The sequence below is a fragment of the Streptomyces sp. NPDC037290 genome, assembly GCF_055603245.1.
On the sequence record NZ_JBVJVZ010000008.1, the window covers coordinates 68,753 to 95,670 of the forward strand.

General features: G+C 70.8%; 22 protein-coding genes. 10 read left to right on the forward strand and 12 right to left on the reverse strand.

All coding sequences use genetic code 11. From position 1 onward, the window contains the following. Nucleotides 1–135: 135 nt before the first annotated feature. Together nrfD and ACZ7HQ_RS26520 are read right to left on the reverse strand one after the other, a co-directional pair. Complete coding sequence (nrfD, locus tag ACZ7HQ_RS26515; RefSeq protein WP_470994598.1) at nucleotides 136–1,149, reverse strand: NrfD/PsrC family molybdoenzyme membrane anchor subunit; 1,014 nt, start codon at nucleotides 1,147–1,149, stop codon at nucleotides 136–138. Beyond that, nucleotides 1,146–2,159 carry a 4Fe-4S dicluster domain-containing protein gene (locus ACZ7HQ_RS26520; protein WP_470994601.1) on the reverse strand — a complete coding sequence of 338 codons (1,014 nt, stop codon included), beginning with the start codon at nucleotides 2,157–2,159 and terminating at the stop codon, nucleotides 1,146–1,148. The genes nrfD and ACZ7HQ_RS26520 overlap by 4 nt, the downstream gene beginning before the upstream one ends. A gap of 636 nt (nucleotides 2,160–2,795) precedes the next feature. Between ACZ7HQ_RS26520 and ACZ7HQ_RS26525 the strand changes: the two genes are divergently transcribed. The 3 genes from ACZ7HQ_RS26525 to ACZ7HQ_RS26535 all read left to right on the forward strand — a co-directional run bounded on the left by ACZ7HQ_RS26525 (nucleotide 2,796) and on the right by ACZ7HQ_RS26535 (nucleotide 10,091). After that, a complete protein-coding gene (locus ACZ7HQ_RS26525; protein WP_470994604.1) occupies nucleotides 2,796–3,218 on the forward strand; it encodes a hypothetical protein in 423 nt (140 codons plus the stop codon). 137 nt (nucleotides 3,219–3,355) lie between these two features. After that, a complete protein-coding gene (locus ACZ7HQ_RS26530; protein ID WP_470994607.1) occupies nucleotides 3,356–7,612 on the forward strand; it encodes a HAMP domain-containing protein in 4,257 nt (1,418 codons plus the stop codon). A gap of 55 nt (nucleotides 7,613–7,667) precedes the next feature. Then, nucleotides 7,668–10,091, forward strand: coding sequence for a SpoIIE family protein phosphatase (locus ACZ7HQ_RS26535; protein ID WP_470994609.1), 2,424 nt, complete (start codon nucleotides 7,668–7,670; stop codon nucleotides 10,089–10,091). On the opposite strand, the gene ACZ7HQ_RS26540 is transcribed toward ACZ7HQ_RS26535, so the two are convergent. Together ACZ7HQ_RS26540 and ACZ7HQ_RS26545 are read right to left on the reverse strand one after the other, a co-directional pair. Continuing rightward, entirely contained in the window at nucleotides 10,078–10,518 is a 441-nt protein-coding gene (locus tag ACZ7HQ_RS26540) for an ATP-binding protein (protein WP_470994612.1), read from the reverse strand. The two genes, ACZ7HQ_RS26535 and ACZ7HQ_RS26540, sit on opposite strands and share 14 nt — an antisense overlap. A 295-nt stretch (nucleotides 10,519–10,813) precedes the next feature. Beyond that, nucleotides 10,814–10,987 carry a CsbD family protein gene (locus ACZ7HQ_RS26545; RefSeq protein WP_470994614.1) on the reverse strand — a complete coding sequence of 58 codons (174 nt, stop codon included), beginning with the start codon at nucleotides 10,985–10,987 and terminating at the stop codon, nucleotides 10,814–10,816. A gap of 142 nt (nucleotides 10,988–11,129) precedes the next feature. Here ACZ7HQ_RS26545 and ACZ7HQ_RS26550 point away from each other — a divergent pair, with 142 nt between their 5' ends. After that, nucleotides 11,130–11,552, forward strand: coding sequence for a MarR family winged helix-turn-helix transcriptional regulator (locus ACZ7HQ_RS26550; RefSeq protein ID WP_470994617.1), 423 nt, complete (start codon nucleotides 11,130–11,132; stop codon nucleotides 11,550–11,552). Nucleotides 11,553–11,701: 149 nt separating this feature from the next. After that, on the forward strand, nucleotides 11,702–13,354 hold the full coding sequence (locus ACZ7HQ_RS26555) for an MFS transporter (RefSeq protein ID WP_470995302.1): 1,653 nt from the start codon (nucleotides 11,702–11,704) through the stop codon (nucleotides 13,352–13,354). A gap of 67 nt (nucleotides 13,355–13,421) precedes the next feature. On the opposite strand, the gene ACZ7HQ_RS26560 is transcribed toward ACZ7HQ_RS26555, so the two are convergent. The 3 genes from ACZ7HQ_RS26560 to ACZ7HQ_RS26570 are packed head-to-tail and all read right to left on the reverse strand — an operon-like array spanning nucleotide 13,422 to nucleotide 15,017. Beyond that, complete coding sequence (locus tag ACZ7HQ_RS26560; RefSeq protein WP_470994620.1) at nucleotides 13,422–14,126, reverse strand: endonuclease/exonuclease/phosphatase family protein; 705 nt, start codon at nucleotides 14,124–14,126, stop codon at nucleotides 13,422–13,424. A gap of 40 nt (nucleotides 14,127–14,166) precedes the next feature. Next, nucleotides 14,167–14,790, reverse strand: a complete 624-nt coding sequence (locus tag ACZ7HQ_RS26565; protein WP_470994623.1) for a DedA family protein — start codon at nucleotides 14,788–14,790, stop codon at nucleotides 14,167–14,169. Between the two features lie 44 nt (nucleotides 14,791–14,834). After that, nucleotides 14,835–15,017: a hypothetical protein gene (locus ACZ7HQ_RS26570; protein ID WP_470994626.1), complete on the reverse strand. Its 183-nt coding sequence runs from the start codon at nucleotides 15,015–15,017 to the stop codon at nucleotides 14,835–14,837. A gap of 268 nt (nucleotides 15,018–15,285) precedes the next feature. On the opposite strand from ACZ7HQ_RS26570, the gene ACZ7HQ_RS26575 reads away from it, so the two are divergent. From ACZ7HQ_RS26575 to pgm, 3 genes are all read left to right on the forward strand, one after another. Beyond that, nucleotides 15,286–16,830: an MFS transporter gene (locus ACZ7HQ_RS26575; protein WP_470994629.1), complete on the forward strand. Its 1,545-nt coding sequence runs from the start codon at nucleotides 15,286–15,288 to the stop codon at nucleotides 16,828–16,830. Between the two features lie 148 nt (nucleotides 16,831–16,978). Next, nucleotides 16,979–17,818 (forward strand): chitosanase, encoded by an 840-nt coding sequence (locus ACZ7HQ_RS26580; RefSeq protein WP_470994632.1) that lies wholly within the window; start codon nucleotides 16,979–16,981, stop codon nucleotides 17,816–17,818. Between the two features lie 201 nt (nucleotides 17,819–18,019). Continuing rightward, the gene (gene pgm, locus ACZ7HQ_RS26585; RefSeq protein ID WP_470994635.1) at nucleotides 18,020–19,660 is read left to right on the forward strand and encodes a phosphoglucomutase (alpha-D-glucose-1,6-bisphosphate-dependent); all 1,641 of its coding nucleotides are present in this window, start codon (nucleotides 18,020–18,022) and stop codon (nucleotides 19,658–19,660) included. Nucleotides 19,661–19,724: 64 nt separating this feature from the next. Here the strand turns inward: pgm and ACZ7HQ_RS26590 are convergent, their stop codons facing one another. Beyond that, nucleotides 19,725–20,642, reverse strand: a complete 918-nt coding sequence (locus tag ACZ7HQ_RS26590) for an SGNH/GDSL hydrolase family protein (protein ID WP_470994638.1) — start codon at nucleotides 20,640–20,642, stop codon at nucleotides 19,725–19,727. 206 nt (nucleotides 20,643–20,848) lie between these two features. Beyond that, nucleotides 20,849–21,106 (reverse strand): DUF5133 domain-containing protein, encoded by a 258-nt coding sequence (locus tag ACZ7HQ_RS26595; RefSeq protein WP_470994640.1) that lies wholly within the window; start codon nucleotides 21,104–21,106, stop codon nucleotides 20,849–20,851. Between the two features lie 320 nt (nucleotides 21,107–21,426). Between ACZ7HQ_RS26595 and ACZ7HQ_RS26600 the strand changes: the two genes are divergently transcribed. After that, nucleotides 21,427–22,683 (forward strand): hypothetical protein, encoded by a 1,257-nt coding sequence (locus ACZ7HQ_RS26600; protein ID WP_470994643.1) that lies wholly within the window; start codon nucleotides 21,427–21,429, stop codon nucleotides 22,681–22,683. A gap of 117 nt (nucleotides 22,684–22,800) precedes the next feature. Here ACZ7HQ_RS26600 and ACZ7HQ_RS26605 read toward each other — a convergent pair whose 3' ends face one another. The 3 genes from ACZ7HQ_RS26605 to ACZ7HQ_RS26615 form a co-directional block, all read right to left on the reverse strand. Continuing rightward, nucleotides 22,801–24,021 (reverse strand): MFS transporter, encoded by a 1,221-nt coding sequence (locus tag ACZ7HQ_RS26605; RefSeq protein WP_470994646.1) that lies wholly within the window; start codon nucleotides 24,019–24,021, stop codon nucleotides 22,801–22,803. A 103-nt stretch (nucleotides 24,022–24,124) separates the two neighbouring features. Continuing rightward, entirely contained in the window at nucleotides 24,125–25,234 is a 1,110-nt protein-coding gene (locus ACZ7HQ_RS26610) for a twin-arginine translocation signal domain-containing protein (protein WP_470994647.1), read from the reverse strand. Nucleotides 25,235–25,465: 231 nt separating this feature from the next. Continuing rightward, nucleotides 25,466–26,050 carry an isochorismatase family protein gene (locus tag ACZ7HQ_RS26615; protein ID WP_470994650.1) on the reverse strand — a complete coding sequence of 195 codons (585 nt, stop codon included), beginning with the start codon at nucleotides 26,048–26,050 and terminating at the stop codon, nucleotides 25,466–25,468. 157 nt (nucleotides 26,051–26,207) lie between these two features. On the opposite strand from ACZ7HQ_RS26615, the gene ACZ7HQ_RS26620 reads away from it, so the two are divergent. After that, nucleotides 26,208–26,876 carry a TetR/AcrR family transcriptional regulator gene (locus ACZ7HQ_RS26620; protein WP_470994652.1) on the forward strand — a complete coding sequence of 223 codons (669 nt, stop codon included), beginning with the start codon at nucleotides 26,208–26,210 and terminating at the stop codon, nucleotides 26,874–26,876. The last annotated feature ends 42 nt before the right edge of the window (nucleotides 26,877–26,918 follow it).

The window sequence follows — 26,918 nt, forward strand, 5'->3', positions numbered from 1 at the left end:
CTCCCGCTCGGTCTCCTGATTTTCCCGCACACCCGCGGCCACGGCATCTCCCGCCCCCGGTGAGCCGCGGGGTACCCCGGCCGGACGGGGCCAAACGGAAGCGGCCGCCGGAGACCGGAGAGGTGATGGCGGCCTTCAGCGGGCGCGCGCCGCCAGACGCTCCCGCTGCGGTACGACGGTGTACCGGGGGTCCTCGGCGGAGGCCACCCCGGCGTGGAACACGCCGAAGCGCAGGGCCGCCGAACCGGTGAGCAGGAAGGCTCCGGCCGCCAGGGCGAGACGCCGGTCCCGCCCGCCGAACAGAGCGAGGGCCGCGCCGCCCACCGTCAGCAGCTCCGCCGTGCGCAGCAGCAGGTACGGCCTGCCCTGGTCGAAGGGTTCGGCCACCAGGCCCATGCGCCGCTTCATGGCCCGGAAGGCACCCAGCTCCAGTGCGGCCCCGAGGACGGCCATCCGGCGGGCGGGACCCGCCTCGGCGGTCGGTGCCGCGGCCAGGGCCAGACCGGACGCGGCCGTGGCGGCGGAGCCCGCGAAGACGAACGGCAGTTCACGGTAGCCCTCGTGCCAGGAGGGCACCGCCGTGTCGGAGAGCAGCACCGCGGTGTACGTCGCCACCGCCGGGCCGAGGACGGCACCGGCCGCCGTCGCCGCCGAACCCAGCAGCCGGTAACGGCCCGCCACCTCGGTGGCCGCCGCGGTCAGCGTCAACGGGGCGTACCCCGCCAGCAGCCACGAGCCCACGCTCATCGGGGAGGTCGGCTTGATGACCCGGAGCATGTTCAGGAAGCGCGCCGGGCGCCCCAGGTCGTGCACCAGCGCGGCCAGCGAGAGCGAGATGGCGCCGGCCGCCCCGAGCTTCGCCGGTGCCGCGAGCCCCGGCCGGCCGGTGAGCTGGCCCCCGGCCGCGAGCAGCGAGGACGCTCCGGCCAGCCCGCCCAGGTAGAGGTAGCCCGCGATGTCCAGGGGCTGCCACGTCGGCTTGTTCAGCACGGGCTTGCCGTAGTACGACGAGAACGTGGCGTCCGGCACCATCGGCTGCTCGCCCCGCCCGCGCCGACGCCGGCGGCGACCCGCGTACGCGCCCGTCGGCGCCTGTCGCCCGGGCCGCGCGCCCTGAACCCCGTTCCGCGTGACGTCCGACTCGCTCATCGCGGCCTCCGTACGAAACTGCCGAGGGCGAGGGCGGCCAGGGAGGCGGCGGCCAGGGCCGCGTGCCGCCACATGCCGGGCAGATCCCGGGTGGTGACGACCGGGTCCGGGGGCAGGCCGTAGACCTCCGGCTCGTCCAGCAGCAGGAAGAACGCCCCGTCGCCGCCGACCCCGTCCTCGGGGCTCTCGCCGTACAACCGGGCGTCGGTCACACCGGCCGCCTGCAGCTGCGCCACCCGGTCCCGGGCCCGCTCCCGCAGCTCTTCCAGCGGCCCGAACTGGATCGAGTCCGTGGGGCAGGACTTGGCGCAGGCGGGCTCCATGCCGACGCCGAGCCGGTCGTAGCACAGCGTGCACTTCCACACCCGGCCGTCGTCCCTGCGCTGGTCGATGACGCCGTACGGGCAGGCGGGCACGCAGTAGCCGCAGCCGTTGCAGATGTCCTCCTGGACGACGACCGTGCCGAACTCGGTGCGGAACAGCGCCCCCGTCGGGCACACGTCCAGGCAGGCGGCGTGCGTGCAGTGCTTGCACACGTCCGAGGCCATCAGCCAGCGCAGCTCGGTGCGGCCGTCGGGGGAGACCGGCGAGATCTGCCCGGTGGGCGCGCCCTCCGGGGTCCGGCCGGGCGGAGCGGTGGGGCCCGGGCCGGGGGAGGCGGCATCGGTGCCGAGCCGCGCGGCGGCCGCGAACACGTCGACGTCGTCGTGGGTCACCCCGGGCTCCTGCCCTCCGAGCGGCTTGCGCTGCTCGATGAAGGCCACGTGCCGCCAGGTGTCGGCGCCGAGTCCCTGCGTGTTGTCGTAGGACATGCCGGTCAGTTCGAGACCGTCCTCCGGGATGGCGTTCCACTCCTTGCAGGCGACCTCGCAGGCCTTGCAGCCGATGCACACGGAGGTGTCGGTGAAGAAGCCCATCCGCGGTGGGGCGTCCGGCCAGCCGGAGGCGCCGGCCACGTCCGGCTGGGGGCCGTACAGCAGGTTTCCGCGGACCTCGTCGTCGTCGCTCATCGCCGTACCTGCTCGCTCATGAGTCCTCGCCCTCCTCGGGTACCTCGCCCGGCGCCGCGCACGGCCTCCACCCGGCGTTCCGCCAGGCGATGGCAGGCATCTCCCGACGCGCGCCGGCAGCAGGCCCGGCCCCGACAGGATGGGGATGCCGGACAGCCGTGAGATGATCTCGTGCTTCCAGTGCCGACCACAGGCGCTCGCCACGCCCCTCACTCCGGGCCGACCGCCGCTCCTCGGACACCGCCACCGCGCTCACCTTCCGCCCGCGCCGGGCCCTCACTCTCGGTGCTCCGTCTCGAGCGTGGCACGGGTCCCCTGGCTCCGCCCGCCCGAAACGGTCCGGTCGGACGGCGTACCGGTGCCTTCGTCCGCTTGGCGGGACCGGCGCGCGGCTACCGGCGCCCGGACGAGCGTGCCCGTGTGAGGGAGCCGGCGTGGTGAACGTGCCCGGGATCGGCGAGGCCCGGCTGCGGGCCCGGGGAGCGGAGCGGGTCTACGCCGTGGCCGCCCGGTTCGCCGCCCCCGGCCGCCCGGTCGTCGCCCTCGTCGGCGACGGCGCCTTCCACCGGCGGTCTGAACGAACTCGTCACCGTACGCCGCCATCCGGATCGGCCGGCCGGTCTTCCCACGGGTGTTGTGCTGAACAACGGCGGCCTGAACCGGCTCACCCGGCAGCGCCGCGCCGAGGCCGGCGACCCGTTGATCCCGCTGTCCACCGAGGTCCCGGCCACGCCATACGCCGGGTGGGCCCGGCTCGTCGGCCTGCCGGCCGTCCGCTGCGACCGGCCCCGGCACGTCGCCTCGGTCCGGGCCGGCGTGCTCACCCGGGCCGGCCCGGTGGTGCCGGAGTTCGTGGTGGACGGGGAGACCCCGCCGGACCGGGCGTCCGGCGGGGCCCGGACGCGCATCGCGGGCACGGGGGAGAAGTCCCTCCCGAACGCGGGGCAAATCAACTCGTCTACCCGGCCGGTCCGGACTCATTCCTGCCTTCTCCGGGTGATTTTCATGATCGTCGAAGGTTGGCCGAATGCTTTGTCCGAGCCGGTGAAGCTGGGTTAACCTGCGGCGTATTTTTTCGTCGTGCACGTCCGTGAACTGCGGGAATGTACATGCCAGCCGCCGGGTCAGGCCGTGTGCCCGGCAGTGGTTCCGAGTCTTCCGTTCGAGGGCTCCTGGGGAGTGGAACGAGGGTGCGCATGGCCGGCAGGGCTACCGGGACGACAGACGCGGTCCCAGGTGATGAGGAGCTGCGAAGACTGCTCGCGGGGCTGACCGCCGTGCGGGACGGAGACTTCGGCACCCGGTTGCCGGACGACTCCACCGGGCTCATGGGGGACATCGCCACCGTCTTCAACGGCATGGTCGACCAGTTGTCCGTGTTCACCTCCGAAGTCACCCGGGTGGCCCGCGAGGTGGGCACCGAGGGCACCCTCGGCGGCCAGGCGCGGGTGCCGGGCCTCTCCGGCACCTGGGCCGACCTGACCGATTCCGTCAACGCGATGGCGGGCAATCTCACCACCCAGGTCCGTGACATCGCGCAGGTCGCCACGGCGGTGGCCAAGGGCGACCTGTCCCAGAAGATCGACGTCGACGCACGTGGTGAGATCCTTCAGCTGAAGGAGACCGTCAACACGATGGTCGATCAGCTTTCGGCCTTTGCGGACGAGGTGACCCGGGTGGCCCGCGAGGTGGGCACCGAGGGCCGTCTCGGCGGGCAGGCGCAGGTTCCCGGCGTCGCCGGTGTCTGGCGTGACCTGACGGACTCGGTCAACTTCATGGCCGGGAACCTCACCGCCCAGGTGCGCAATGTCGCCCAGGTGACCACGGCCGTCGCCCAGGGTGACCTGTCGCAGAAGATCACGGTGGACGCGCGTGGCGAGATCCTTCAGCTGAAGTCGACCATCAACACGATGGTGGACCAGCTTTCGGGCTTTGCGGACGAGGTGACCCGGGTGGCCCGCGAGGTGGGCACCGAGGGCCGGCTCGGCGGTCAGGCGGACGTCAAGGGCGTCAAGGGCACCTGGCGGGACCTGACGGACTCGGTGAACTTCATGGCCGGGAACCTGACGGCCCAGGTGCGCAATGTGGCCCAGGTGGCCACCGCGGTGGCGCAGGGTGATCTGTCGCAGAAGATCACTGTGGATGCGCGCGGCGAGATCCTCGAACTGAAGAACACCATCAACACGATGGTCGACCAGCTCTCCGCGTTCGCGGACGAGGTGACCCGGGTGGCCCGCGAGGTCGGCACCGAGGGCCGGCTCGGCGGTCAGGCGCAGGTGCGCGGGGTCGCCGGCACCTGGAAGGACCTCACCGACAACGTCAACGTGATGGCCTCCAACCTCACCGGCCAGGTCCGTTCGATCGCCCAGGTCGCCACCGCCGTGGCCAAGGGCGACCTCTCGCAGAAGATCACCGTCGAGGCCAAGGGCGAGGTCGCCGCCCTCGCCGGCGTCATCAACACCATGGTCGACACCCTGTCGGCGTTCGCGGACGAGGTGACCCGGGTGGCCCGCGAGGTGGGCACCGAGGGCCGGCTCGGCGGGCAAGCCCACGTGCCCAACGTGGCCGGTACCTGGAAGGACCTGACCGACAACGTCAACTCCATGGCCAACAACCTCACCGGCCAGGTGCGCAACATCGCGCTGGTGACGACGGCCGTGGCCAAGGGCGACCTGTCGAAGAAGATCGACGTCGACGCGCGCGGCGAGATCCTCGAACTGAAGACCACCATCAACACCATGGTCGACCAGCTCTCCGCCTTCGCCGACGAGGTCACCCGGGTGGCACGCGAGGTCGGCACCGAGGGAAGGCTCGGCGGTCAGGCCGAGGTGGAGGGCGTCTCCGGCACCTGGAAGCGCCTCACCGAGAACGTCAACGAACTCGCCGGCAACCTCACCCGGCAGGTGCGCGCCATCGCCGATGTGGCCAGCGCCGTCGCCGAGGGCGACCTGACCCGGTCCATCACCGTCGACGCCTCCGGTGAGGTGGCCGACCTCAAGGACAACATCAACTCCATGGTGGAGTCGCTGCGCGAGACCACCCTGGCCAACCAGGAACAGGACTGGCTCAAGACGAACCTCGCCCGGATCTCCGGCCTCATGCAGGGCCACCGCGACCTGCCCGTCGTCGCCGAACTCATCATGGACGAGCTGGCGCCCCTGGTCCTGGCCCAGTATGGCGCCTTCTACCTCGCCGAGGACGGCGCGTCGGGACCCGAGCTGCGGCTCGTCGGCTCCTACGGCCGCCCCGAGGAGGACACCCGGCCCACCCGTATCCCGTTCGGCCGCTCGCTGGTCGGCCAGGCCGCGCGCAGCCGCCGTACCATCGCCGTGGACGAGCTGCCGCCCGGCTACGTCACCATCTCGTCCGGACTCGGACGGATCGAACCCACCGCGCTGTTGCTGCTGCCCATCGTGTTCGAGGAGCAGCTCCTCGGCGTCATCGAGCTGGCGTCCGTCACCCGGTTCACCGCGGTCCAGCGGGACTTCCTGCAGCAGCTGGTGGACACCATCGGCGTCAACGTCAACACGATCGTCGCCAACGCCCGCACCGACGAACTCCTCGAGGAGTCACAGCGCCTGACCAGTGAACTGCGGTCGCGCTCCGCGGAGTTGCAGGTCAGGCAGGAGGAACTCCAGCAGTCCAACGCCGAACTGGAGGAGAAGGCCTCGTTGCTGGCCGAGCAGAACCGGGACATCGAGGCGAAGAACCTGCAGATCGAGCAGGCCCGGCAGGAACTCGAGGCGCGCGCCCAGCAATTGTCGCTCGCCTCCAGGTACAAGTCCGAGTTCCTCGCCAACATGAGCCACGAGCTGCGCACCCCGCTCAACAGCCTGCTCATCCTCGCCCAGCTGCTCGCCCAGAACCCGTCGCGCAACCTCACCCCGAAACAGGTGGAGTACGCGGGCATCATCCACTCGGCCGGCTCGGACCTGCTTCAGCTGATCAACGACATCCTGGACCTGTCCAAGGTCGAGGCCGGCAAGATGGACGTCACCCCCGAGCGGGTGTCGCTCAGGCAGCTGATCGAGTACGTCGAGGCCACCTTCCGGCCCATGACCTCGCAGAAGAGCCTGGAGTTCACCGTGAGCACGGCCGCCGGCGCACCCGCCGACCTGCTGACCGACGACTCCCGGCTGCGGCAGATCCTGCGCAACCTGCTGTCCAACGCGGTGAAGTTCACCGAACAGGGCCGGGTCGAACTGCGCGTGGAGCCCGCTGCCGACGACGAGGTGCCCGAGTGCGTGATGCGCGGGGGCGCGGTCGTCGCGTTCCGCGTGAAGGACACCGGTATCGGCATTCCGGAACAGCAACTGGAGTCTGTCTTCGGCGCGTTCCAGCAGGCGGACGGCACCACGAGCCGCAAGTACGGCGGCACCGGGCTCGGTCTGTCCATCACCCGGGAGATCGCCCATCTGCTCGGCGGCGCCGTGGCCGTCGACAGCACACCTGGCAAGGGCAGCACCTTCACGCTCTTCCTGCCTGTCGCCCGGCCCGACTTCGACGCGCTCCTGCGTGGCGGCCGCAGTGCGCCGAAGGCGGCCGAAGCGGAGCGAACGGACGGAGCGGCCGCAGGGGAGCCCACGACAGCAGCGCCGCTCGGCGGTGCGAAGAGGCAGTGCGCGCGCCGGCTGCTGGTCGTCGAGGAGCGGCCGCGCGGCCTGCTGACGCTCGTCGCGGAGAGCGTGGTCGGCGACCTCCCCGGGCACGCCGACGGCGCCGGCGTGCCCGTCGACATCATCACCGCGGTCGGCGCCCAGGAGGCGGCCGGCGCCCTCGCCGCCGAGCCCTGCCACTGCGTCGTCGTGGACCTGGGCCTGCCGGACGGGGAGTCGGCCCGGTTCCTGGAGGCACTGCGCGGAGACTCGGCTCTCTCGGGCGTCCCCGTGCTGGTGCACAGCTCCCTGCGTGCCGAGCAACCGGCTGGAGAGCCGGGCGGCTCGCTGGAGTACCTGGCCAGCCTGGACGAGCTGCGCGAGCGGATCGCCCTGCACCTGTCGGCCGAGGAGCCCGGCGAGGTGCTCACCCTGGTCCGCACCGAGGAACCGCAGCACGCGGCGGACTTCGCCGACGAGCACACCCGCGGCCGTACCGTCCTCGTCGTCGACGACGACGCGCGGAACCTGTTCGCGCTCAGTGGCATCCTCGAACTGCACGGCTTCCGCGTCCTGCACGCCGACAACGGCCGCAAGGGCATCGAGACGCTCGTGAACAATCCGGACGTCGAACTCGTGCTGATGGACGTGATGATGCCCGAGATGGACGGGTACACGGCAACGGCAGAGATCCGCAAGATGCCGCAGTACGCCGACCTGCCGGTCATCGCCGTCACCGCCAAGGCGATGCAGGGTGACCGGGAGAAGAGCCTCGCCTCCGGCGCCAGCGACTATGTCACGAAACCGGTGGACACCCATGACCTCATCGCCTGCGTCCGGCGCTGGCTCCCCGCATGACGGCGGCGACGGTACCGCGCACCCGCCGGTCCGCAGGCCGAGGAGCACCGACCCGGTGACCCTTCATGAACCGCCTGCCGGACCGGACGTACTGACCGGCGTGCCCGCTCAACTCCCGCCCGTGGACACGGTGTCGGCCGACGCTACGGCGGTGTCGCCGGTGGGCAGGCTCGCCGCCACCGTGGAGCGGCTGCGCCGCGAGGTGCGGTCCGCGCAGGCGGAGGCCGAGGGCCGGGCGCTGATCGAGCTGGCCAAGGGCATCCTGGTGGAGCGCCTCGGCTGTGGCCCCGCTCAGGCCGCCCGCCAGCTCGCCGAACTCGCCGAGCAGGCCCAGGTGACCCCGCTGGAGTTCGCGGTGGACGTCATCAACCAGGCGGCCCGGGACCGGGTCACGGAGGTCACCGAGGCGTTCCTGTCCGTCGCCGCCGACCCCGCCGGGCAGGTCGAGGAGTCGGCCGCCGTACGGCTGCGCGCCGCTGAGAGCGGTGTCCTCGCCGCGCACGACACCCAGGCGATGGCCGACTCGCTGCTCGACCACGCCCTGCGCCCGCTCGGCGCGGTCGCCGTCGCGATCTGGGCGGCCGGGTCCGACGGGTCGCTGACCCTCGCGGGCAGCGCCGGATTCGCCGCGGCCGAGGCGGCCCGCTGGCACTACGTCCCGCCCGACGTGGCCACGGTGGCCCGGCGCGGCCTGACCGAGCCGGACGGGCAGTGGCTGCCCTCGCTCACCGCCTCCGGGCTGCCCACGATCGGCCGGCGGGACTACGCCGACGGCGCCCGGATCGCCGTGCCCGCGGGTGCGGGCGGCCGGATCCACGGCGTCCTGGAGATCGCCTGGCCGGGGCCCGAGGAGCCGCTGCCGCGCCCGGTGGTGCGGCAGGTGGAGGCGCTCGCCGAGCTGTGCGCGCACACCCTGGAGACCTTCGAGCTGCCCTCCGGGGCCACACCGGAGTCCCGGGTGCTGCCCGACGTGGTGGAGCTGATGGATCTGGCGGACGGCCTGCACGACCCGGCGCTGGTCCTGGTGCCGCACCTCGACAACACCGGGCAGCTGGTCGACTTCCGCATCCAGCACGTCAACAGCCGCTTCCTCGACCCCGCGGGACGGCCGCGGGCCGTCGTCGGGGGCGCCCTGCTGCTGGAGGCCTACCCCATGGCCGCCGGCGTCAGCGAGCTGTTCCAGCGCGTGGAGCGGGTCTACGCCACCGGCGAGCCGTTCCGCGCCAGCCGTATGCGGCTCACCGCGCTGGTCGATCAAGTGCCGCTCTCCGCGGTCGCGGACATCAGCATCAGCCGGCACGGCTGCAGCGTGCTGCTCATCTGGCGCATCGAGGATGAGGCCGCGCGGCTGGCCAGCCTGCTGCAGCACGCCCAGCGGCTCGGGCGGATCGGCGGCTTCGAGGAGAACCTGCTGACCGGCGAGATCACCTGGAACAGCCAGCTGTTCCACCTGTACGGGCGCCCGACCACCAGCCGGCCGGTTTCCCTGGAGGACCTGCCCGCCCACGCCCACCCCGACGACGCGGTCGCCCTCGGCCGCTTCCTGCGCGCGCTGCGGCACCAGCGCAGGCCGGCGTCGGCCGCGTTCCGGCTGCTGCGCCCGGACGGGGTGACCCGGCACATCCGCGTGGTCGCCGAACCGGTCCTCGACACCGACGGTCAGCTGCTCGTCGTCCGCGGCGCCTACCAGGACATCTCCGCTCAGCACTGGACCGAGGTCGCCCTGGCCGCGACCCGCGACCAGCTCGCCCATACCGAGCAGCAGGCCGACGAACGCAACCGGCTCGCCCTCCAGCTCCAGCACGCCATCATGCCGCCCGCCCAGGAGCCGCTGCGGGTGCCCGGCCTGCAAGTGGCGGTGCGCTACCGGCCGGCCGAGACCGAGCAACTGGTCGGCGGCGACTGGTACGACGGCTTCGTGCTGCCCTCCGGGCTGGTGCTGCTCTGCGTGGGGGACGTCGCCGGGCACGGGATCGATGCGGCCACCAGCATGGTCGTCCTGCGCAACGCGCTGCGCGGACTCGCCGTCACCGGAGCCGGCCCGGCCCAGCTGCTGTCCTGGCTGAACATCGTTGCCCACCATCTGACGGGCGCTGTCACCGCGACCGCCGTCTGCGGCCTGTACGACAGCGAGCGCCGGACCCTGCGCTGGGCGCGGGCGGGTCATCTCCCGCCGGTGCTGGTCCGCGAGGCGGAGGCCGCCGCGCTGCCCACCCTCAGGGGGCTGCTGCTGGGCGCCCTGCCGGAGGCGGTGTACGAGGAGACCGAGGTGCAACTGGCCGCCGGGGACACCTTGCTGATGTACACCGACGGGCTGATCGAGCGCCGTGACCGCTCGCTGGAGGAGTCGCTGTCCCATCTGCTGGAGACGGCGCGCTCGGCGCCGACGACCCTGGACCAGCAGCTGGACCGGTTGCTCACCTACAGCAAGTCGGACACCGACGACGACACCTGCATCGTGGGTATCAGGGTCGGCTGACCGCGGGGCCGGTCTCCCCGTCGCTGAGCGGTACGGCGACGGTGACCCGCTTGCCGCGGGACAGCCAGGTCACCTCCAGGTCGCGTGAGATCATGGTGACGAGATGCAGCCCGTGCCCGCCGACCCGGCCGGGATCGGGTGGGCGCCGCCGGGGCGCCTCGGCGGAGGTGTCCGTCACCGTGATCCGCAAAGTGTCGGCGCCGGGCGACAGCTCCAGGCACAGGGCGCACGGGCCGGGGGCGTGCTTCGCCGCGTTGGTGACCAGTTCGCTGACGACGAGCTGGGCATCCTGTACGGCGCGCCGGGTGGGCGCGGGCCGGGCCCACGAGAGCAGGGCGGCGACGGCGTCTCTGGCATCGCCGATGCTGGTCACGCCGGTGTCCCAGGTGCGGCTGTAGCGCAGCGGCGCGGGGCGCACCTGCGTCATCGCGTGGGTCCTGAGCGGGATGTCCATACGTTGTCGCCCTTTTCGTCCGGGGTCAGGGTCCCCTTCTGCGCACGCGGGGATCGTGCCGTCCATGCCCGGTTACCCGCTGAGCCATCGATCAAGGGGACGTTCCCCGGGAATCCTCTGGTTGCACATGCGCCCCTGGTGAGGCCGTGGGCCGCACAGGGCACGGGAGGAGAAGCGGCCCTACACCCGGGAACGGGCCCGGGATACCAGCGTCCGCTGGTTTTCCCGGGCCCGTCGGGAATCCGAGGAGCCGCCCCGAAGACGCGGTTCAGTGCTTGAAGACGTCCTTCGTCTTCTCCTTGGCCTGTCGGGCGTCTCCACGGGCGCCTTCCATGCGGCCCTCGGCCTCCATGCTCTCGTTGCCGACGGCGCGGCCCACGGCCTCCTTGGCCTTCCCCTTGGCCTGCTCCGCCTTGGCCTTCGCCTTCTTGTTGCCAGCCATCGGGTGTCACATCCCAACGATCTCGCTGTATGCGGTCCACTGTCGGCTTGCCACTGGGCCGCGGTCCAAACCAGTCGGCAGGGCCCCTGATTACTTACTTTTGGTTGAACAGTCCAGACTGATAAATCTATCGTCAGTACCTATGGACACGATTGCACTCGCGGCCGCACTGCGGCTCGCCATGGGCCGGATCGTCCGCCGGCTGCGGCAGGCGCACGCGGTCGGGGACGTCACGCTGTCCGGCGTCTCGGTGCTGGCCCGGCTGGCCCGCACCGGCCCGGACTCGCCCGGCTCGCTCGCCGAGCTGGAACGGGTCCGGCCGCAGGCCATGGCCAGCACGCTCGCCGGACTCGAACAACGCGCTCTGGTGACCCGCACCCCCGACACGGCCGACGGGCGGCGGGCCATCGTCTCGATCACCGACGAGGGGCGGACCATCCTGGAGCAGCGCCGCTCCGAGTCCGTGAGCCATCTCGCCCACGCCCTGGACGAGTTCACCCCGCAGGAACGGCAGGCGCTGCACGACGTCCTGCCCCTCCTCGACCGGCTGGCGGAACGACTGTGACCGGCCCCGGACCCGCCCCGCACGGCCCCGCCACGGGCGTACGAGCCCGGCTGCTCGCCCGCTCCGCCCGGCTGCGGGACACACCCCCGGGCCCTGGCTACAAGTGGGTCGCCCTGTCCAACACCACGCTCGGCGTGCTGATCGCCACGATGGACGCCTCCATCGTGATCATCTCGCTGCCGGCGATCTTCCGCGGCATCGGCCTCGACCCGCTCGCGGCCGGCAACATCGGCTACCTGCTGTGGATGATCCTCGGCTACCTGCTGGTCTCGGCCGTGCTGGTGGTCGTCCTCGGCCGCCTCGGCGACATGTTCGGCCGCGTACGGATCTACAACCTGGGCTTCCTGGTCTTCGCCTGTGCCTCCGTCGCCCTGTCCCTCGATCCGCTCCGGGCGGGCGCCGGTGCGCTCTGGCTGATCCTGTGGCGCGTCGTGCAGGCCTTCGGCGGCTCCATGCTCACCGCCAACTCGGCAGCCATCCTCACCGACGCCTTCCCGGCCCGGCAGCGCGGCATGGCCCTCGGCGTCAACCAGATCACCGCGCTCGCCGGGCAGTTCCTCGGCCTGCTCGCCGGCGGACTGCTGGCCGCGGTCGACTGGCGGGCGGTGTTCTGGGTGAGCGTTCCCATCAGCATCACCGGCACCGTCTGGTCGTACCTGAGCCTGCGCGAGACCTCGGCCGGCGCACGCGGTCGCATCGACTGGCTCGGCAACGTCACCTTCGCCTCCGGCGCCGGCATCCTGCTCGCCGGCATCACCTACGGCATCCAGCCCTACGGCGGCCACCCCACCGGCTGGACCAACCCCTCGGTGCTCGCGGGACTGACCGGCGGGGTGTTCCTGCTGCTGGTGTTCTGCCTCGTCGAGACGCGGGTCGACGAGCCCATGTTCCGGCTGTCGCTGTTCCGGGTCCGGGCGTTCGCCGCCGGCAACCTGGCCGCCCTGCTCACCGCGATAGCCCGCGGCGGACTGCAGTTCATGCTGATCATCTGGCTGCAGGGGATCTGGCTGCCGCTGCACGGGTACGACTTCGAGGACACCCCGCTGTGGGCGGGCATCTTCATGCTGCCGCTCACCGTCGGCTTCCTCGTCGCCGGACCGGTCTCCGGCTATCTGTCCGACCGGTTCGGCGCCCGCGTCTTCTCCACCGCCGGACTGGTGGTCGTCGCCGCGTCCTTCCTCGGCCTGCTGGCCCTGCCCGTGGACTTCGACTACGGCGTCTTCGCCGCGCTGCTGCTGCTCAACGGCCTGGGCCAGGGCATGTTCTCCGCACCCAACACCTCCTCCCTCATGGGCAGCGTGCCGGCCCGCTACCGGGGCGTGGCCTCCGGAATGCGGTCCACCTTCCAGAACTCGGGCACAGCCCTGTCCATCGGTGTCTTCTTCTCCCTGATGGTCTCCGGCCTCGCGAGCGGCCTGCCGAGGACACTCAGCAGCGGGCTCCAGGCGCACGGCGTGCCCGCCGGGACCGCGCACCAGGTGGCGTCGCTGCCGCCGGTGAGCACCCTGTTCGCCACGTTCCTCGGCAACAACCCGATCGGCCATCTGCTCGGTGACGGCAGCACCCTGGACCACCTGACCGCAGCCCAGCGTGCGACGCTGACCGGCCACACCTTCTTCCCAAAGCTGGTCTCCGGCCCCTTCCACCACGGCCTGACCATCGTCTTCGCCGTGGCCGCGGGCATGGCCCTGGTGTCCGCGCTCGCCTCCGCCCTGCGCGGCGGCCACGAGCGCGCCCCCGACGACACCCGGCCCGGGCCGGACCACCCCGCGAAGGCCCGGCCCACGCACACCTCGTCCTAGGTGTATTGATCACGAGCGTTGTTGACGCCGGTGATCAATACACCTGGCCGGCGTGGGCCCGCAGCGGCTAGTGGTCCGAGAGGTTGGTGTAGGTGTAGGACGTGCCCCAGCTGGTCACGGTCCAGGGCGCCGACTCCTCCTTGACGACCTCGTTCGTCCACCGGCCGGGACGGGGGTGGCCGGCCCGGGGCAGCACGTGGTCGAGGTCCTCGCGCGGATCGCCCGGGTAGCGGTAGCGGGCGATCGCGGCGCAACCGGAGTCCGTGGACTGCGTATGTGTGCCGATGATATGGACCTTGATGCCGTTCACGTTCAACACCACATAGGCGAAGCCCTTGTTGGACCACCGGCCGGAACCGCACGCGTCCTTGTAGACGTACTGCTCCCGGTGCAGGATCGGCCACTTGCTCAGCACGGTGACCCCGCCGTCCTCCGGCGTGGCCGACGCGTACGCGCCGCCGGTCGCGTCCCAGCCGTCGCGGCTGCGCCCCACCACCGGCGTCTGATACGGGTACTCGGCCGCCGCCGCGTTCTTCAGCGCGTCCGAGGAGGAGTTGTCGAACGCCTCCTGGAGCACCACCACGTCGTTGCCCCGGAAGAAGGACGCCTTCGGTATCTCGGCGGCCCGGTGGTCCTGCCCCCAGTTCGGGTAGAGGTTCTTGCTCATCAGGAAGACGTTGTACGTCAGGACGTTCAGCGCGGGCGCCGGGTCGGCGGCGGCGCCGCCGCACATCAAACCATCCGGGATTACCCACAGGTAACACCCAGGCACGCACCAGTTGGCGTGAGGGAGGCGGCCGGCGCGGAGAGGATCAGGGTGCGTGCCGCCGTCGTACGAAGCGCCGTACGACGAGGGCCGCGACCAGGACGGCCGCGGCGATCAGGACGTAGAGCTGGTAGCGCGAGACCTCGTGGTAGACGGTCGTGATGTGGCTGCCCACCAGGTAGGCCAGGGTCGTCCACAGGCCGACCCACAGGGCCGCGCCGAGCGCGTTGAAGGCGAGGAAGCGGCGCCAGTGCATGTGCGTGGTGCCGGCGATGATGCCGTTGGCCTGGCGCAGGCCCTCGATGAAGCGGGCCACGGTCACGATCTTGCCGCCGTGCCGGCCGAAGAACGCCTCGGCGGCCGCGAACCGCTCCGGCGTCAGGAAGACGTACCGCCCCCACCGGTGCACGAAGGCCCGGCCGCCGAACCGGCCGATCAGATAGCCGATGTTGTCGCCGGCGACGGCCGCCACGAACGCGATGGCCGCCACGGCGACGACGTTCAGCCGCCCCGCGCCCGCGTACACACCCGCGGCCAGCAGGATCGTCTCGCCGGGCGCGGGGACCCCGAAGTCCTCCACGAAGACCACGGCTCCCACGGCCCAGTAGCCGTAGTGGCCGAGCAGCGGTGCCAGATGCGCCAGCGGGCCCGGGAGCGGAGGGGCGGCCATGCCTCAACGGTACGTCGCCGCGATCAGCGGGCGGGCAGAGCGCCCTAGAAAGCGGCGGGGGTGATGTCCTCGTCGTCACCGGAGGCTGGCTGGCACATGCGGCACAGTTCGTGGTCCCCGTCGCGGGTGACGACCGTTCCCCAGCCGAGGCACTGCTCGCAGTCGCGGGCGAGTGCCAGGTCGGGGCGGGGAGGCAGGAGGGGGCTGCGGTGGGATCCGTACGCCATGCGGTGAGCGGCTCCTCGAGGTCGCGGGATGAACGCCAGACGGTGGGCGGAAGGGGACAGGGGGACGGGTGACAACGCTGTCCACATAGTCACCATTATGTCCTACTTTTTGCTTATGTCTAGAGCCTGTGTCACTTGGTGCAGATTTTTCGGCACCGAGTGCCGGGCCGGTCGGCCACGCCGCCGTCCGGATGGGACTGAGCGGTTCCGTTTCTGAATCGGTCATGAGGGCAGGCGGTGATCAGTGGGGCCAGAGAAGGAGGAGCTCGTGAGCGACGCGACGTCGGACGGACAGCGGGAGATCCGCAACACGCCGACGGGGCCGCAGGCGGTGGCGCGGCTGCCCCGCCAGGTCCGCGAGGAGCTCACCCACAGGCTTCGACGGGGCCGGCGGGCCTTCGGCAAGGACGACGTCCAGGTGATCGAGCCCCCGCTGCTCAAGCGCGCCGTCGGCGCCTCCGCGCTCGGCAACTGCATGGAGTGGTTCGACTTCGGCGTCTACAGCTACCTCGCCGCCACCATCGGCAAGGTGTTCTTCCCCGGCGCCTCCCCGGCCGCCCAGGTCATCTCCTCCTTCGCGACCTTCGCCGCGGCCTTCGTCGTACGGCCACTCGGCGGCCTGGTCTTCGGGCCGCTCGGTGACCGGATCGGGCGGCAGAAGGTGCTCGCCACCACCATGATCATGATGGCGGTCGGCACCTTCGCCATCGGCGTCATCCCCGGTTACGGCACGATCGGCGTCGCCGCACCCCTGCTCCTCCTGCTGGCCCGCATGGTCCAGGGCTTCTCCACCGGTGGGGAGTACGGCGGCGCTACCACCTTCGTCGCCGAGTACTCCCCGGACCGCAGGCGCGGGTTCCTCTCCAGCTGGCTCGACTTCGGCACGTTCGTCGGATACGCCCTCGGCTCGGCCCTGGTCACCGTGCTGAACCTGGCGTTGACGGACACTCAGATGCTCTCCTGGGGCTGGCGCGTCCCGTTCCTGATCGCCGGGCCGCTCGGCGTGATCGGCCTCTACATGCGGCTCAGGCTGGAGGAGTCCCCGGCCTTCCAGCAGCAGCTGGACGAACACGAGAAGAGCCTCGCGCAGGAGTCGGCGGGCAGCGAGTTCAAGGACATCGTCCGCAACCACTGGCGGCCGCTGCTGGTCTGCATGGGCCTCGTCCTGCTGTACAACGTCACCAACTACATGGTCACCGGCTATCTGCCGACCTACCAGACCGAGACCCTGAACCGCTCCAGCGGCTCGGCGGACGTGCTGGTGCTCGTGGGCATGCTGTGGATCGTCGTGCTGATCACGTTCCTCGGCCGGCTCAGCGACCGCGTCGGCCGGCGGCCGGTCTACGCCGTCGCGGCGGCCGCCATGATCGTGCTGGCCGTGCCCGCCTTCCTGCTGATCAGGGCGCACGGTACCTGGCCGCCCATCCTCGGGGTGCTGCTCCTGTCCACGCTGCTCGCGTGCTTCGCCGCGCCGAGCGCGGCCACCCTGCCCGCGCTGTTCCCGACCGCCGTCCGCTACGCGGCGATGGGCATCGGCTTCAACTTCGCCGTCGCCGCGTTCGGCGGCACCACCCCACTCGTCACGGCCGCGCTGGTCACCGCGACCGGTGACGATCTGATGCCCGCGTACTACCTGATGCTGGCGGGCGCCATCGGCCTGCTGACCGTCAGGTTCCTTCCCGAGAGCGCCCAGGTGCCGCTCAAGGGCTCGCAGCCGATGGTCGGTTCACACGAGGAGCGCCGCGAACTGATCACCGCCTCGAAGGAGTTGTACGCCGTCACGCGGGAGCGCGAGCGGGCGCAGCGCAGCTGACTCTCCCGGCCCCGCCGCCGGGAGCTGTTCGATCCTACGAACTTCTCACCTGTCGGGTTACCCGGGCTCCCCGGATTTGATAGGAAACTTTCCTACCAGTATTCGGTACACACCAACTCGCCACCCCCCACCCCTCCTTGGAGCCCCTGTGGTGCACCCAGACCGCGAAACAGCAGCCGCCGCCCGCGTCTCCCGCAGGACCGTCGTCGCCGTGCTCGGCGCCGTCGCCTCCGGTGCCCTGATCGGCACCCAGCGAGCCCTCGCGGCACCCGCCGCCGCGTCGGGCCTCGACGACCCGGCGAAGAAGGAGATCGCCATGGAACTGGTGTCGAGCGCGGAGAACTCCTCGCTCGACTGGAAGGCCCAGTACAAGTACATCGAGGACATCGGCGACGGCCGCGGCTACACCGCCGGCATCATCGGCTTCTGTTCCGGCACCGGCGACATGCTCGACCTGGTCCAGCTCTACGCCGACCGCAAGCCCGGCAACGTCCTCGCCAAGTACCTGCCCGCGCTGCGCAAGGTCAACGGCACGGACTCGCACGAGGGCCTCGACCCCAACTACCCCAAGGACTGGCGCAAGGCAGCCCAGGACACCGCCTTCCAGCAGTGCCAGAACGACGAGCGCGACCGCGTCTACTTCAACCCCGCGGTCGCCCAGGGCAAGGCGGACGGCCTGCGCGCCCTCGGACAGTTCTGCTACTACGACGCCCTCGTCATGCACGGCGACGGCGACGACCCGACCAGCTTCCGCAACATCCGCAAGCGCGCCCTGCGCAGCGCCAGGCCGCCGGCGCAGGGCGGCAACGAGACGACGTACCTGAATGCCTTCCTCGACGCCCGGGTGTGGGCCATGAAGCAGGAGGAGGCACACAGCGACACCAGCCGCGTCGACACCGAGCAGCGGGTGTTCCTGCGCAAGGGGAACCTCGACCTGAACACCCCGCTCGACTGGAAGGTGTACGGGGACAGCTACCACATCGGCTGACGCACGGCAGTCAGGAGGCGTGCGGCAGGGCGACCGGTGCGGGCCCGGGTTCCCGGGGCCCGGGGCGGCGGCCTGCCGTGCCGTGCCGTGCCGGAACACGGCGGTGCGCGGGCACGGGACGGGCGCACTCGCGTGTCAGGGTCCTGACGAGGAAAGATGGGCGGTGAGAGATCGACCCCACCCACGCGGAGGAGCGGACTCATGCCGCACGAGCGAGCCGGCCGGCCGGCCGGTCCCGAGGACCTTGTCGACGTGGCCCGGCTGGTCACGGCGTACTACGCACTGCACCCGGACCCGGCCGACCCGGCACAGCGGGTGGCGTTCGGCACCTCCGGGCACCGGGGCTCGTCCCTGGCGAGCGCCTTCAACGAGGACCACATCGCCGCCACCAGCCAGGCCATCTGCGAGTACCGAGCGACCCAGGGCACCGACGGCCCCCTCTTCCTCGGCGCCGACACCCACGCCCTGTCGGAGCCCGCGAGGGCCACCGCGCTGGAGGTGTTCGCCGCGGGCGGCGTGACCGTACTCATCGACAGCGCCGACGGCTACACGCCCACCCCCGCCGTCTCGCACGCGATCCTCACCCACAACCGTGGCCGCACCTCCGGACTCGCCGACGGCGTGGTCGTCACCCCGTCCCACAACCCGCCCGCCGACGGCGGCTTCAAGTACAACCCGCCGAGCGGCGGCCCGGCGGCCTCCGACGCCACCTCCTGGATCCAGGACCGCGCCAACGAGATCATCACGGGCGGCCTGAAGGACGTACGCCGGGTGCCCTACGCCCGGGCACTCGCCGCGGACACCACCGCACGGTACGACTTCCTCGGCGCCTATGTCGGCGACCTGCCGAGCGTGCTCGACCTGGACGCCGTCCGCACGGCGGGCGTGCGCATCGGTGCCGACCCGCTCGGCGGCGCCTCCGTCGCCTACTGGGGCCGCATCGCCGAACAGCACGGCATCGACCTCACCGTGGTCAACCCGCACACCGACCCGACCTGGCGCTTCATGACGCTGGACTGGGACGGCCGGATCCGCATGGACTGCTCCTCGCCGTACGCGATGGCCTCGCTCATCGAACAGCGCGACCGGTTCCGCATCGCCACCGGCAACGACGCCGACGCCGACCGGCACGGCATCGTCACCCCGGACGCGGGACTGATGAACCCCAACCACTACCTCGCGGTCGCCATCTCCTACCTCTACCGGCACCGCGAGCAGTGGCCCGCCGGTACGGGCGTCGGCAAGACGCTGGTGTCCTCCACCATGATCGACCGGGTGGCCGCCGACCTCGGCCGCCGTCTGGTCGAGGTACCGGTCGGGTTCAAGTGGTTCGTGGACGGACTGGTCGGCGGCACCCTCGGGTTCGGCGGCGAGGAGTCGGCCGGCGCGTCCTTCCTGCGCCGCGACGGCTCGGTGTGGACCACCGACAAGGACGGCATCATCCTCGCCCTCCTCGCCTCCGAGATCACGGCGGTCACGGACAGAACCCCGTCGGAGCACTACGCCGACCTGACCGCCCGCTTCGGCACGCCCGCCTACGCCCGCATCGACGCGCCCGCGACCCGCGAACAGAAGGCCCTGCTCGCCAAGCTGTCGCCGGCTCAGGTCACCGCCGACACGCTCGCCGGGGAGGCGGTCACGGGTGTCCTCACCGAGGCGCCCGGCAACGGCGCCGCCATCGGCGGCATCAAGGTGACCACCGACAACGCGTGGTTCGCGGCCCGCCCCTCGGGTACCGAGGACGTGTACAAGGTCTACGCCGAGTCCTTCCTCGGCCCCGACCACCTCGCCCGTGTCCAGGAGGAGGCCCAGGCAGTGGTGCTGGGCGCGCTCGGCGACTGAGGCGCGGAGCGTACGGCGGCCTCCGGCACGGTGTCTCCGGTGGCCGCCGTCGGCGCACGTCGACTCAGCCGCGCCCGTGCCCTCCGTCCAGCCGGCCCAGGACCGCCTCGGCCATGGCCTGCTCCCCCTTGGCGTTGGGGTGTGCCGGGGCCGCGGGGGAGGCCGGCTGCAGCGGTTCGATCCAGCGGTCCGCGGGGGCCTTGCACATGTCGTGGCCGACCGTGGGGCCGTAGGTGTCGACGTACCCGGCGCGGTTGACGCCGGCCACCACCCGCAGCATCAGGTTGAGCCGCTTCTCGGTGTCGCGCAGGTAGGCGAAGTCCTTCTGCGCGAAGGGCACCTGCGGGAAGCAGCCGCTGCCGTCGTCCGGCAGCAGGTCCGGGTAGCCTACGACCACCACGCGCGCGTGCGGCGCCCTCGCGTGCACGGCTCGCAGCACCCGGTCGACCTTGGGCGCGGTCCGCAGGACGGCGAGGGCCAGCTCGTCGTAGCCGGACGCCTCGTAGGAGCGCTCGCAGGGATCGCCCGTCGGATCCTGCGCGGCGAGGTGGGCGCAGGTGGCGATGATCGATCCGAACCCGACGTCGTTGCCGCCGATCTGAACGGTCACCAGATCCGTGCCGCGACCCAGCGCGTCGAGTTGGGGCTCGTTGGCGCCCTGCGCCTGCCACATCTCCGCGGTCGTCGCTCCGGCGCAGCTGACGTCCGTGAAGCCGGCCACCTGCCGCTGGGCCGCGACCAGCGAGGGGTAGTTGTGGTCGGAGCGGGCACAGCCGGCGTTCACCTGGCGCGGAATGCCGGGGCCAGAGGTGTAGGAGTCGCCGAGGGCCACGTAGTCCACCCCGCGGCCCTGGCCCAGGGGCTGCGCGACGGCCGGCGTCGTGGCCGTGGCGACGAGGGCGCAACCGCCCACCGCCGCCCACAGCGCCGCGGCCCGCCGCCTGCCTCTCGCACCGCCCGCCGGACGCGCGTCGTTCGCCATGAGTCCTCCCCCTGAGGCCGGTACATCGCGCGGGGGGCGGCACCGAAGAGCGCCCCTCGCGCGTTCGACCGGCCCTGTATACCGTCCGGTAGGTCCTGCCGACCAGAAGCGGGGAGCAACGACTTCGGCGGGGGAGCGCAACGCCCCCGGGGCACGGGCGCATCCACACGGGGTGTCCAGGGGGCGAGCGCGACGCGCCCGCCGGGTCAGACACTTGACGGCGTGTCTGGCGAGGTGGCTGCCCGAAGCAGTGAGTCGTCGTCCGGTCGTGCCCCGGAGAGACGGTGCCGGGCCGCGATCAGGGCCATGTCGACGTCCGCGGTGCCGGTGGCCACACACAACGTGTACGCGATGTCCGCGAGCCGCTGCCGGGCCTGCGGGGTGCTCTTTCCGGCCCCGAGCAGGGCGAGGGTCTCGTACTGGGCGATGAGGTCCTTCAGCACTGCCGGGTGTGCCATCAGCATGCGTTCCGCCTCCCTGGTGGGTCGCCGATGTACGAAGTCGCAGCGCGAATACCCGTACCGGCGCGCGGCATGCCACCCGGGTGGATCACCGGTGCCGTGGTGCCCCGACGGTGCGCCGGCACGGATCCCGAGCGGTCGTCGGCTTGCACCGGATTGTCGCCGCCGACCGGGCCAACTGGTGCCCTGTGCTACCCCATCCGGTGGCTTATGGCCGCCGCAGCGTTATTCATGTCTCGGATTTCCTGATCATTCCACTATCGAGCCCTTGGGACTGACAAGCCGTCATGAAGCTCTGACCCAAGTCGAGGAGAGTGGAGAGAATGACGAGATCGCCGCGACGGCGATACGTTCTGGCGTCAGCCGCTACAGCGGCCGCGCTCGCCGCAGCCACGCTGGCGAACGCGGGAGCCGCCCACGCGCAGGACAACACCACCCCGAACCCGCCGCACCCGAAGCAAGCCGTTTATCCGCATCACCCGTACAAGCCTGTGTACCCGGTTCACCCGTACAAGCCGGTGTACCCGGTCCATCCGTACAAGCCCGTGTACCCCGTTCACCCGTACAAGCCTGTCGTACCGGTGAAGCCTGTGTACCCGGAGCGGCCGGCGAAGCCCGTGTATCCGGAGAAGCCGGTCCACCCGGCGAAGCCCGTGTATCCGGTCAAGCCCATGTATCCGGAGAAGCCGGCGGTTCCGGTCAAGCCCGTGTATCCGGAGAAGCCGGTCAAGCCTGTTTACCCGGAGAAGCCGGTGAGGCCGGTCTACCCGGAGAAGCCTGCCGTCCCGGTGAAGCCGGTCTATCCGGAGAAGCCGGTCAAGCCGAGGGTCCCGGTGAAGCCTGTCTATCCGGAGAAGCCGGCGGTTCCGGTGAAGCCCGTGTATCCGGAGAAGCCGGTCAAGCCTGTTTACCCGGAGAAGCCGGTGAGGCCGGTCTACCCGGAGAAGCCGGCGGTTCCGGTGAAGCCCGTATACCCGCAGAAGCCGGTCAAGCCTGTTTACCCGGAGAAGCCGGTGAGGCCGGTCTACCCGGAGAAGCCGGCGGTTCCGGTGAAGCCCGTATACCCGCAGAAGCCGGTCAAGCCTGTTTACCCGGAGAAGCCGGTGAGGCCGGTCTACCCGGAGAAGCCGGCGGTTCCGGTGAAGCCCGTGTACCCGCAGAAGCCGGTCAAGCCCGTCTACCCGGAAAAGCCGGTGAAGCCGGTCTACCCCGAGAAGCCTGCCGTCCCGGTGAAGCCCGTCTACCCGGAGAAGCCGGTCAAGCCGAGGGTTCCGGTGAAGCCCGTGTACCCGGAGAAGCCGGTCAGGCCTGCGGTTCCCATGAGGCCCGTGTACCCGGAGAAGCCGATGAAGCCGGCGGTTCCGGTCAAGCCCATGTATCCGCAGAAGCCGGTCAGGCCCATGTACCCGGAGAGGCCGGTCAAGCCCATGTATCCGGAGAGGCCGGTCAAGCCCATGTACCCGGAGAAGCCCGCTTACCCGATGAAGCCGGAGTACCCGCAGCACCCGGAGAAGTCGTCGAAGTGGAGCGGTGGGCACGACGAGGGATCCGAGGGCGGACACGGCTCGTCGGATGAGTGAACACCGGTGACCACGACCACCTGAAGGAAAGGCGCTGGGCCGTCCCGGAAGGGGCGGCCCAGCGGTGCGTTCCTGGGCGGTGGCATGCGCGGTCGGCGGACTGCATGCCGATGGCTGTCAGGCGGGCTCGCGGACCGGAGCATCGGGAATCCGCCTCCGGGAGACCACGAAGCCGGGGCGAGCGGCGGCGAGTCCGGCCACTGTCTCGGGCACGACGAGGACCAGCAGCAGGAGGAGCGGGATCGTCCATCCGCCGGTGAGGGTGCGGAGCAGACCGACGCTGAGCGGGCCGGTGGCCGCGAGGAGGTATCCGCAGGTCTGGGCCATTCCGGACAGTCTCGCAGCGGTCGCGGGGTCCGGGGTGCGCAGGGAGATCAGCGTCATGGCGAGGGGAAAGGCGCTGCCGGTGGCAAGACCGAGGATGACGACCCACAGCCAGCCGGCCTGAGGAACGAGGAAGACCCCGGCCAGGCCGGCGACTTTCGCGCCCGCAACGGTGGCAACGAGGACCCGCTGATCAGGCAGGCGGGCGGCGGTGGCGGGAACGGCGAACCCGAACGGGACACCGAGCGTCAGCAGGACGGAGAGCATCGTCCCGGAATCCGCCGGAGAGAACCCTTGGCCCCGCATGATCTCGGGCAGCCACGCCGCGAGTGCGTAGAACAGCAGCGACACGATCCCGAGGAACGCCGCCACCGCCCAGGCGAGCGGTGAGCGTGACAGCCGGGCTCCCCGGGCACGCCGTACCGCCGCGGCCGGCAGGGGCCGTTGAGGGCTTCGGTGAGCGAGGTATCCCCACACGGCGGTGGCGAGGGCGGCGGGGACGGCCCAGACGGCAAGGACGGCGCTCAGCCCGCCGAGGCGGTCCAGGGGCAGGGCGAGGGCGGCGGCCAAGGCGCCGGAGAAGGCCATCAGCATCATCGCCAGCCCGGTCAGGGATCCGATCCGGCCGGGGAAGCGCTGTTTGATGACAGCGGGGACGAGGACGTTCCCGGTGGCGATGCCGGCGCCGGCCAGGACCGTCCCGGCGAACAGCGCGGCCGGGGAGGCGAGGGAGCGCAGCAGGACACCGACGACGACCAGGAACAGCGCGGCGGTGATGGCTTTCTCCGCACCGAAACGTGCGCTGAGCGATGGGGCGACAGCGGCGAAGACGCCGAGGCAGACAATGGGCAGCGCGGTCAGCACGCTGAGTGCGGCCGAAGAGAGGTGGTAGCTGCTGCGCAGCGCATCGAGGACGGGCCCCACGCAGGTGATCGCGGCCCGCAGATTCACAGCGAGCAGAATGAGGCCGATGAGGTACCACACCTGAAGCGGGCGGGTACGTGTGGTGTGCATGAGGTGAATTCCCCCGTGGAAAAGGTGAAGCGGCTCCCCTCGTGTGCGAAGGGGAGCCGCTCGTGGCGTCAGCCGCTGGTCGAGCTGGTGGACGTGGTGTGGTTCAGTGCTGGACCGGGCAGGTCAGCGCGACGCCGGGCGTGCCGAACGTGGACGCGTCGTCACCGAGGAGCCCGAGGAGTTCCTGCGACAGCAGGTCTTCGCGGCCCTTGAGCGCGTTGGCCACCTTCTGGTCGGCGGAGAAGACCATCTCCGCCGCGATGTTGTCCTGGACGATCCGGGCGAGGTTCTCCAGCCCGACACCGATCGGGTCGGCGACGGGGAGCTGATCGCAGACGATGTCGATCAGGTGGGTGTCGATGCGGTCGGCGTCCATGAAGTGACGGATGATGACCGTGTTCTGGTTGAGGACCGACGTCGTCCACATCGAGTACACCAGCGTGTACAGGTCATGCCACTTCGCGGCGCCCAACTGGCTCTTCCAGCGGGTCAGAAGGGCGGTGACGCCGTCGATCTGGGCTTTGGCGGCGAAATACATGTTGGTACGGATGTCCCCGTAGACCGCGCCCGTGAAATCCTCGAACTTCTTCATCGAGAACGACCGCGTCCGCACCGCCTCCGCGACGAACTCCGAGGCGGCGTCGAGGATGTGTGCGCTCGATTTCACGAGCTTGTCCGGCAGGTCCGCGTCTTCCAGTACGGCGCGGCCCGCGGCGAGTACGTCGCCCCACTGGCGCAGGGGTTCCACCCAGTCCGCGGAGTCGGGGCCGTTGAAGGACACCATTTCCAGGTCGTGGGCGTCCATGTCCCCGGCTTTCTGGTGCCATTCGGGGACCCGCCTGTTGAGGTACGAGGCGATGACGGAGAACGTGCCCAGCGGGACGTGGGCGATGGACTTGGCGAGCTGGAAGACCTGGTCGACCGGGTAGACCTGCTCGATGACCTGGCCGTTCTCCACAAGCCAGTAGGTGCCGCCCTCTGGGCCGTTGGCGACGATGATGACAGGGGCGAGGTGCTTTTGCAGCTCGTCCTTGAGGGCTTTGTACCGCGTCCGCATACCCGCGTTGACGGCGAGGATCTTCGCCCGCGCGTCAGGGACGGAAACCGCACCGGCGGCCGGTGCCGCGGAAGCCGGCGATGAGGAGAGATTGGTCAGGAGTGCTGCCGCCCCGACGGCGGTCGCACCGCCGACAAAGGCCCTGCGAGATGTCACTGTGTGCCTTTCCCCGTAAGGGTGCTTCTTCTTGCGAATCGCGCCCGACACAGAGGACGCTACTGCCCCAACTGGCACCAAAACAGCGGAAGATGACACAGTGCTCGCACATACGTGCTGTGCGAACAAATAAACCGGAACGGATAGTTTCGGGATTACGCACAAAAAACGGAAGGGCGCCCGAGCCGAAGCTCGAGCGCCCTTGAGCAGCGCGGCCGTGAGGCCGGCGCCTCAGTTCAGGTCGGAAACGGACGAGACCACCACGCCGTAGAGTTCTGTGATCGTCGCGAGGGCGCCGTCGTGGATCTGCTGGGCGGTCAGCGTGGTGCCGGCCGCCTTCTTCGTGGGGAGCGAGCGGGTCGCGCACGCGCCGGCGACCACGGTCGGCCGGTCTCCCCGCAGGAACGCGCCCTGGGCGGTGAACAGCACGCACATGTTGGTCATGAACCCGGCGAGGATGACGTTCTTGCGGCCGGTCTTCTCGACCAGCGCGCCGAGGTCGGTGTTGTGGTAGCCGTTGGGGACGCTCTTGACGACGACCGCCTCACCCTCGATCGGCGCGACGTCGGGGTGGATCCGGCCGCCCTCGGAGCTGGTGTCGTAGCCCGCCTCCTGGACGTGGATGACCGGCGCGCCCGCCGCGCGGGCGGCGGCGAGCAGCTTCCTGCCCTCGGCGAGGGCGTCGGCGTAGCCGTCCAGCTCCATGACGCCGCCGGTGTAGGTGTTCTGGTAGTCGATCAGGATCACCGTGGCGTCGGCCAGGGAAGCGGGCGTCTCGTCGAAGCCGTTCAGCTCGCGCAGGGTCGTCGTACCCATGGGAAACCACCTTCAAGTGTCGGGCCGGTTGTGTTGGTGACGTTAACACACTTCGTAAGCGTCGCTAACAGGAGTCTGGAGTTCCGCCCTTTATTGAGCCGGATATTCGCAGGTCAGGCGCGTAAACAATGCTTGCTTCAGCTGTTAGCATGGATGCATGACCACGGCACGAGAGCGCATCCTGGAAGCCGCCACGGAACTGCTCGCCGGCAAGGACGCCCCGGCGATCTCGACCCGTGCCATCTGTGAACGGGCCAAGGTCGGCGGCCCTGAGATCTACCGCCAGTTCGGAGACAAGCAGGGGCTGTTCGCTGCGGTGGCCGAGATCGGCTTCGAGCGCTTCCTCGCCAACAAGAGGCGCAATCCGCTCACGGCTGATCCGGTGGCGGACCTGCGGACGGCCTGGGACAGCCATGTCACGTTCGCCCTGGCCAACCCGCACCTGTACCGGCTGATGTTCACGCCGACGGGGGAGCCCGGGCCGCAGGCGGTCAAGGAGGCGCAGGCCCTGCTCCTGGCGGCTCTGCGGCGGTGCGGTGACGCCGGGCGGCTCCGCATGCCCCCCGAGCTGGCGGGCCAGTCGATCCTGGCCGCCAACGTGGGAGTGTGCCTGATGATGCTGTCCTTCCCCGAGCAGTTCGGGGGGCTGGACATCTCCACGTCGGTGCGCGACGCCGTGATCGGGAAGGTCACCGGCGACGAGCAGGAGGACACCCGGATCAGTGCCGCGACCGTCCTGGCCCGCGCGTTGGCCGGCACCCTCACCGGAACGGCGCCCGTGGACAGTGCCACCATCGACAGCGTGGCCCGCGCGCTCCGGTCATAGCCGACCCGCGGCCCCGCCCTGTCGGCTCCGCCACCGCGGGAC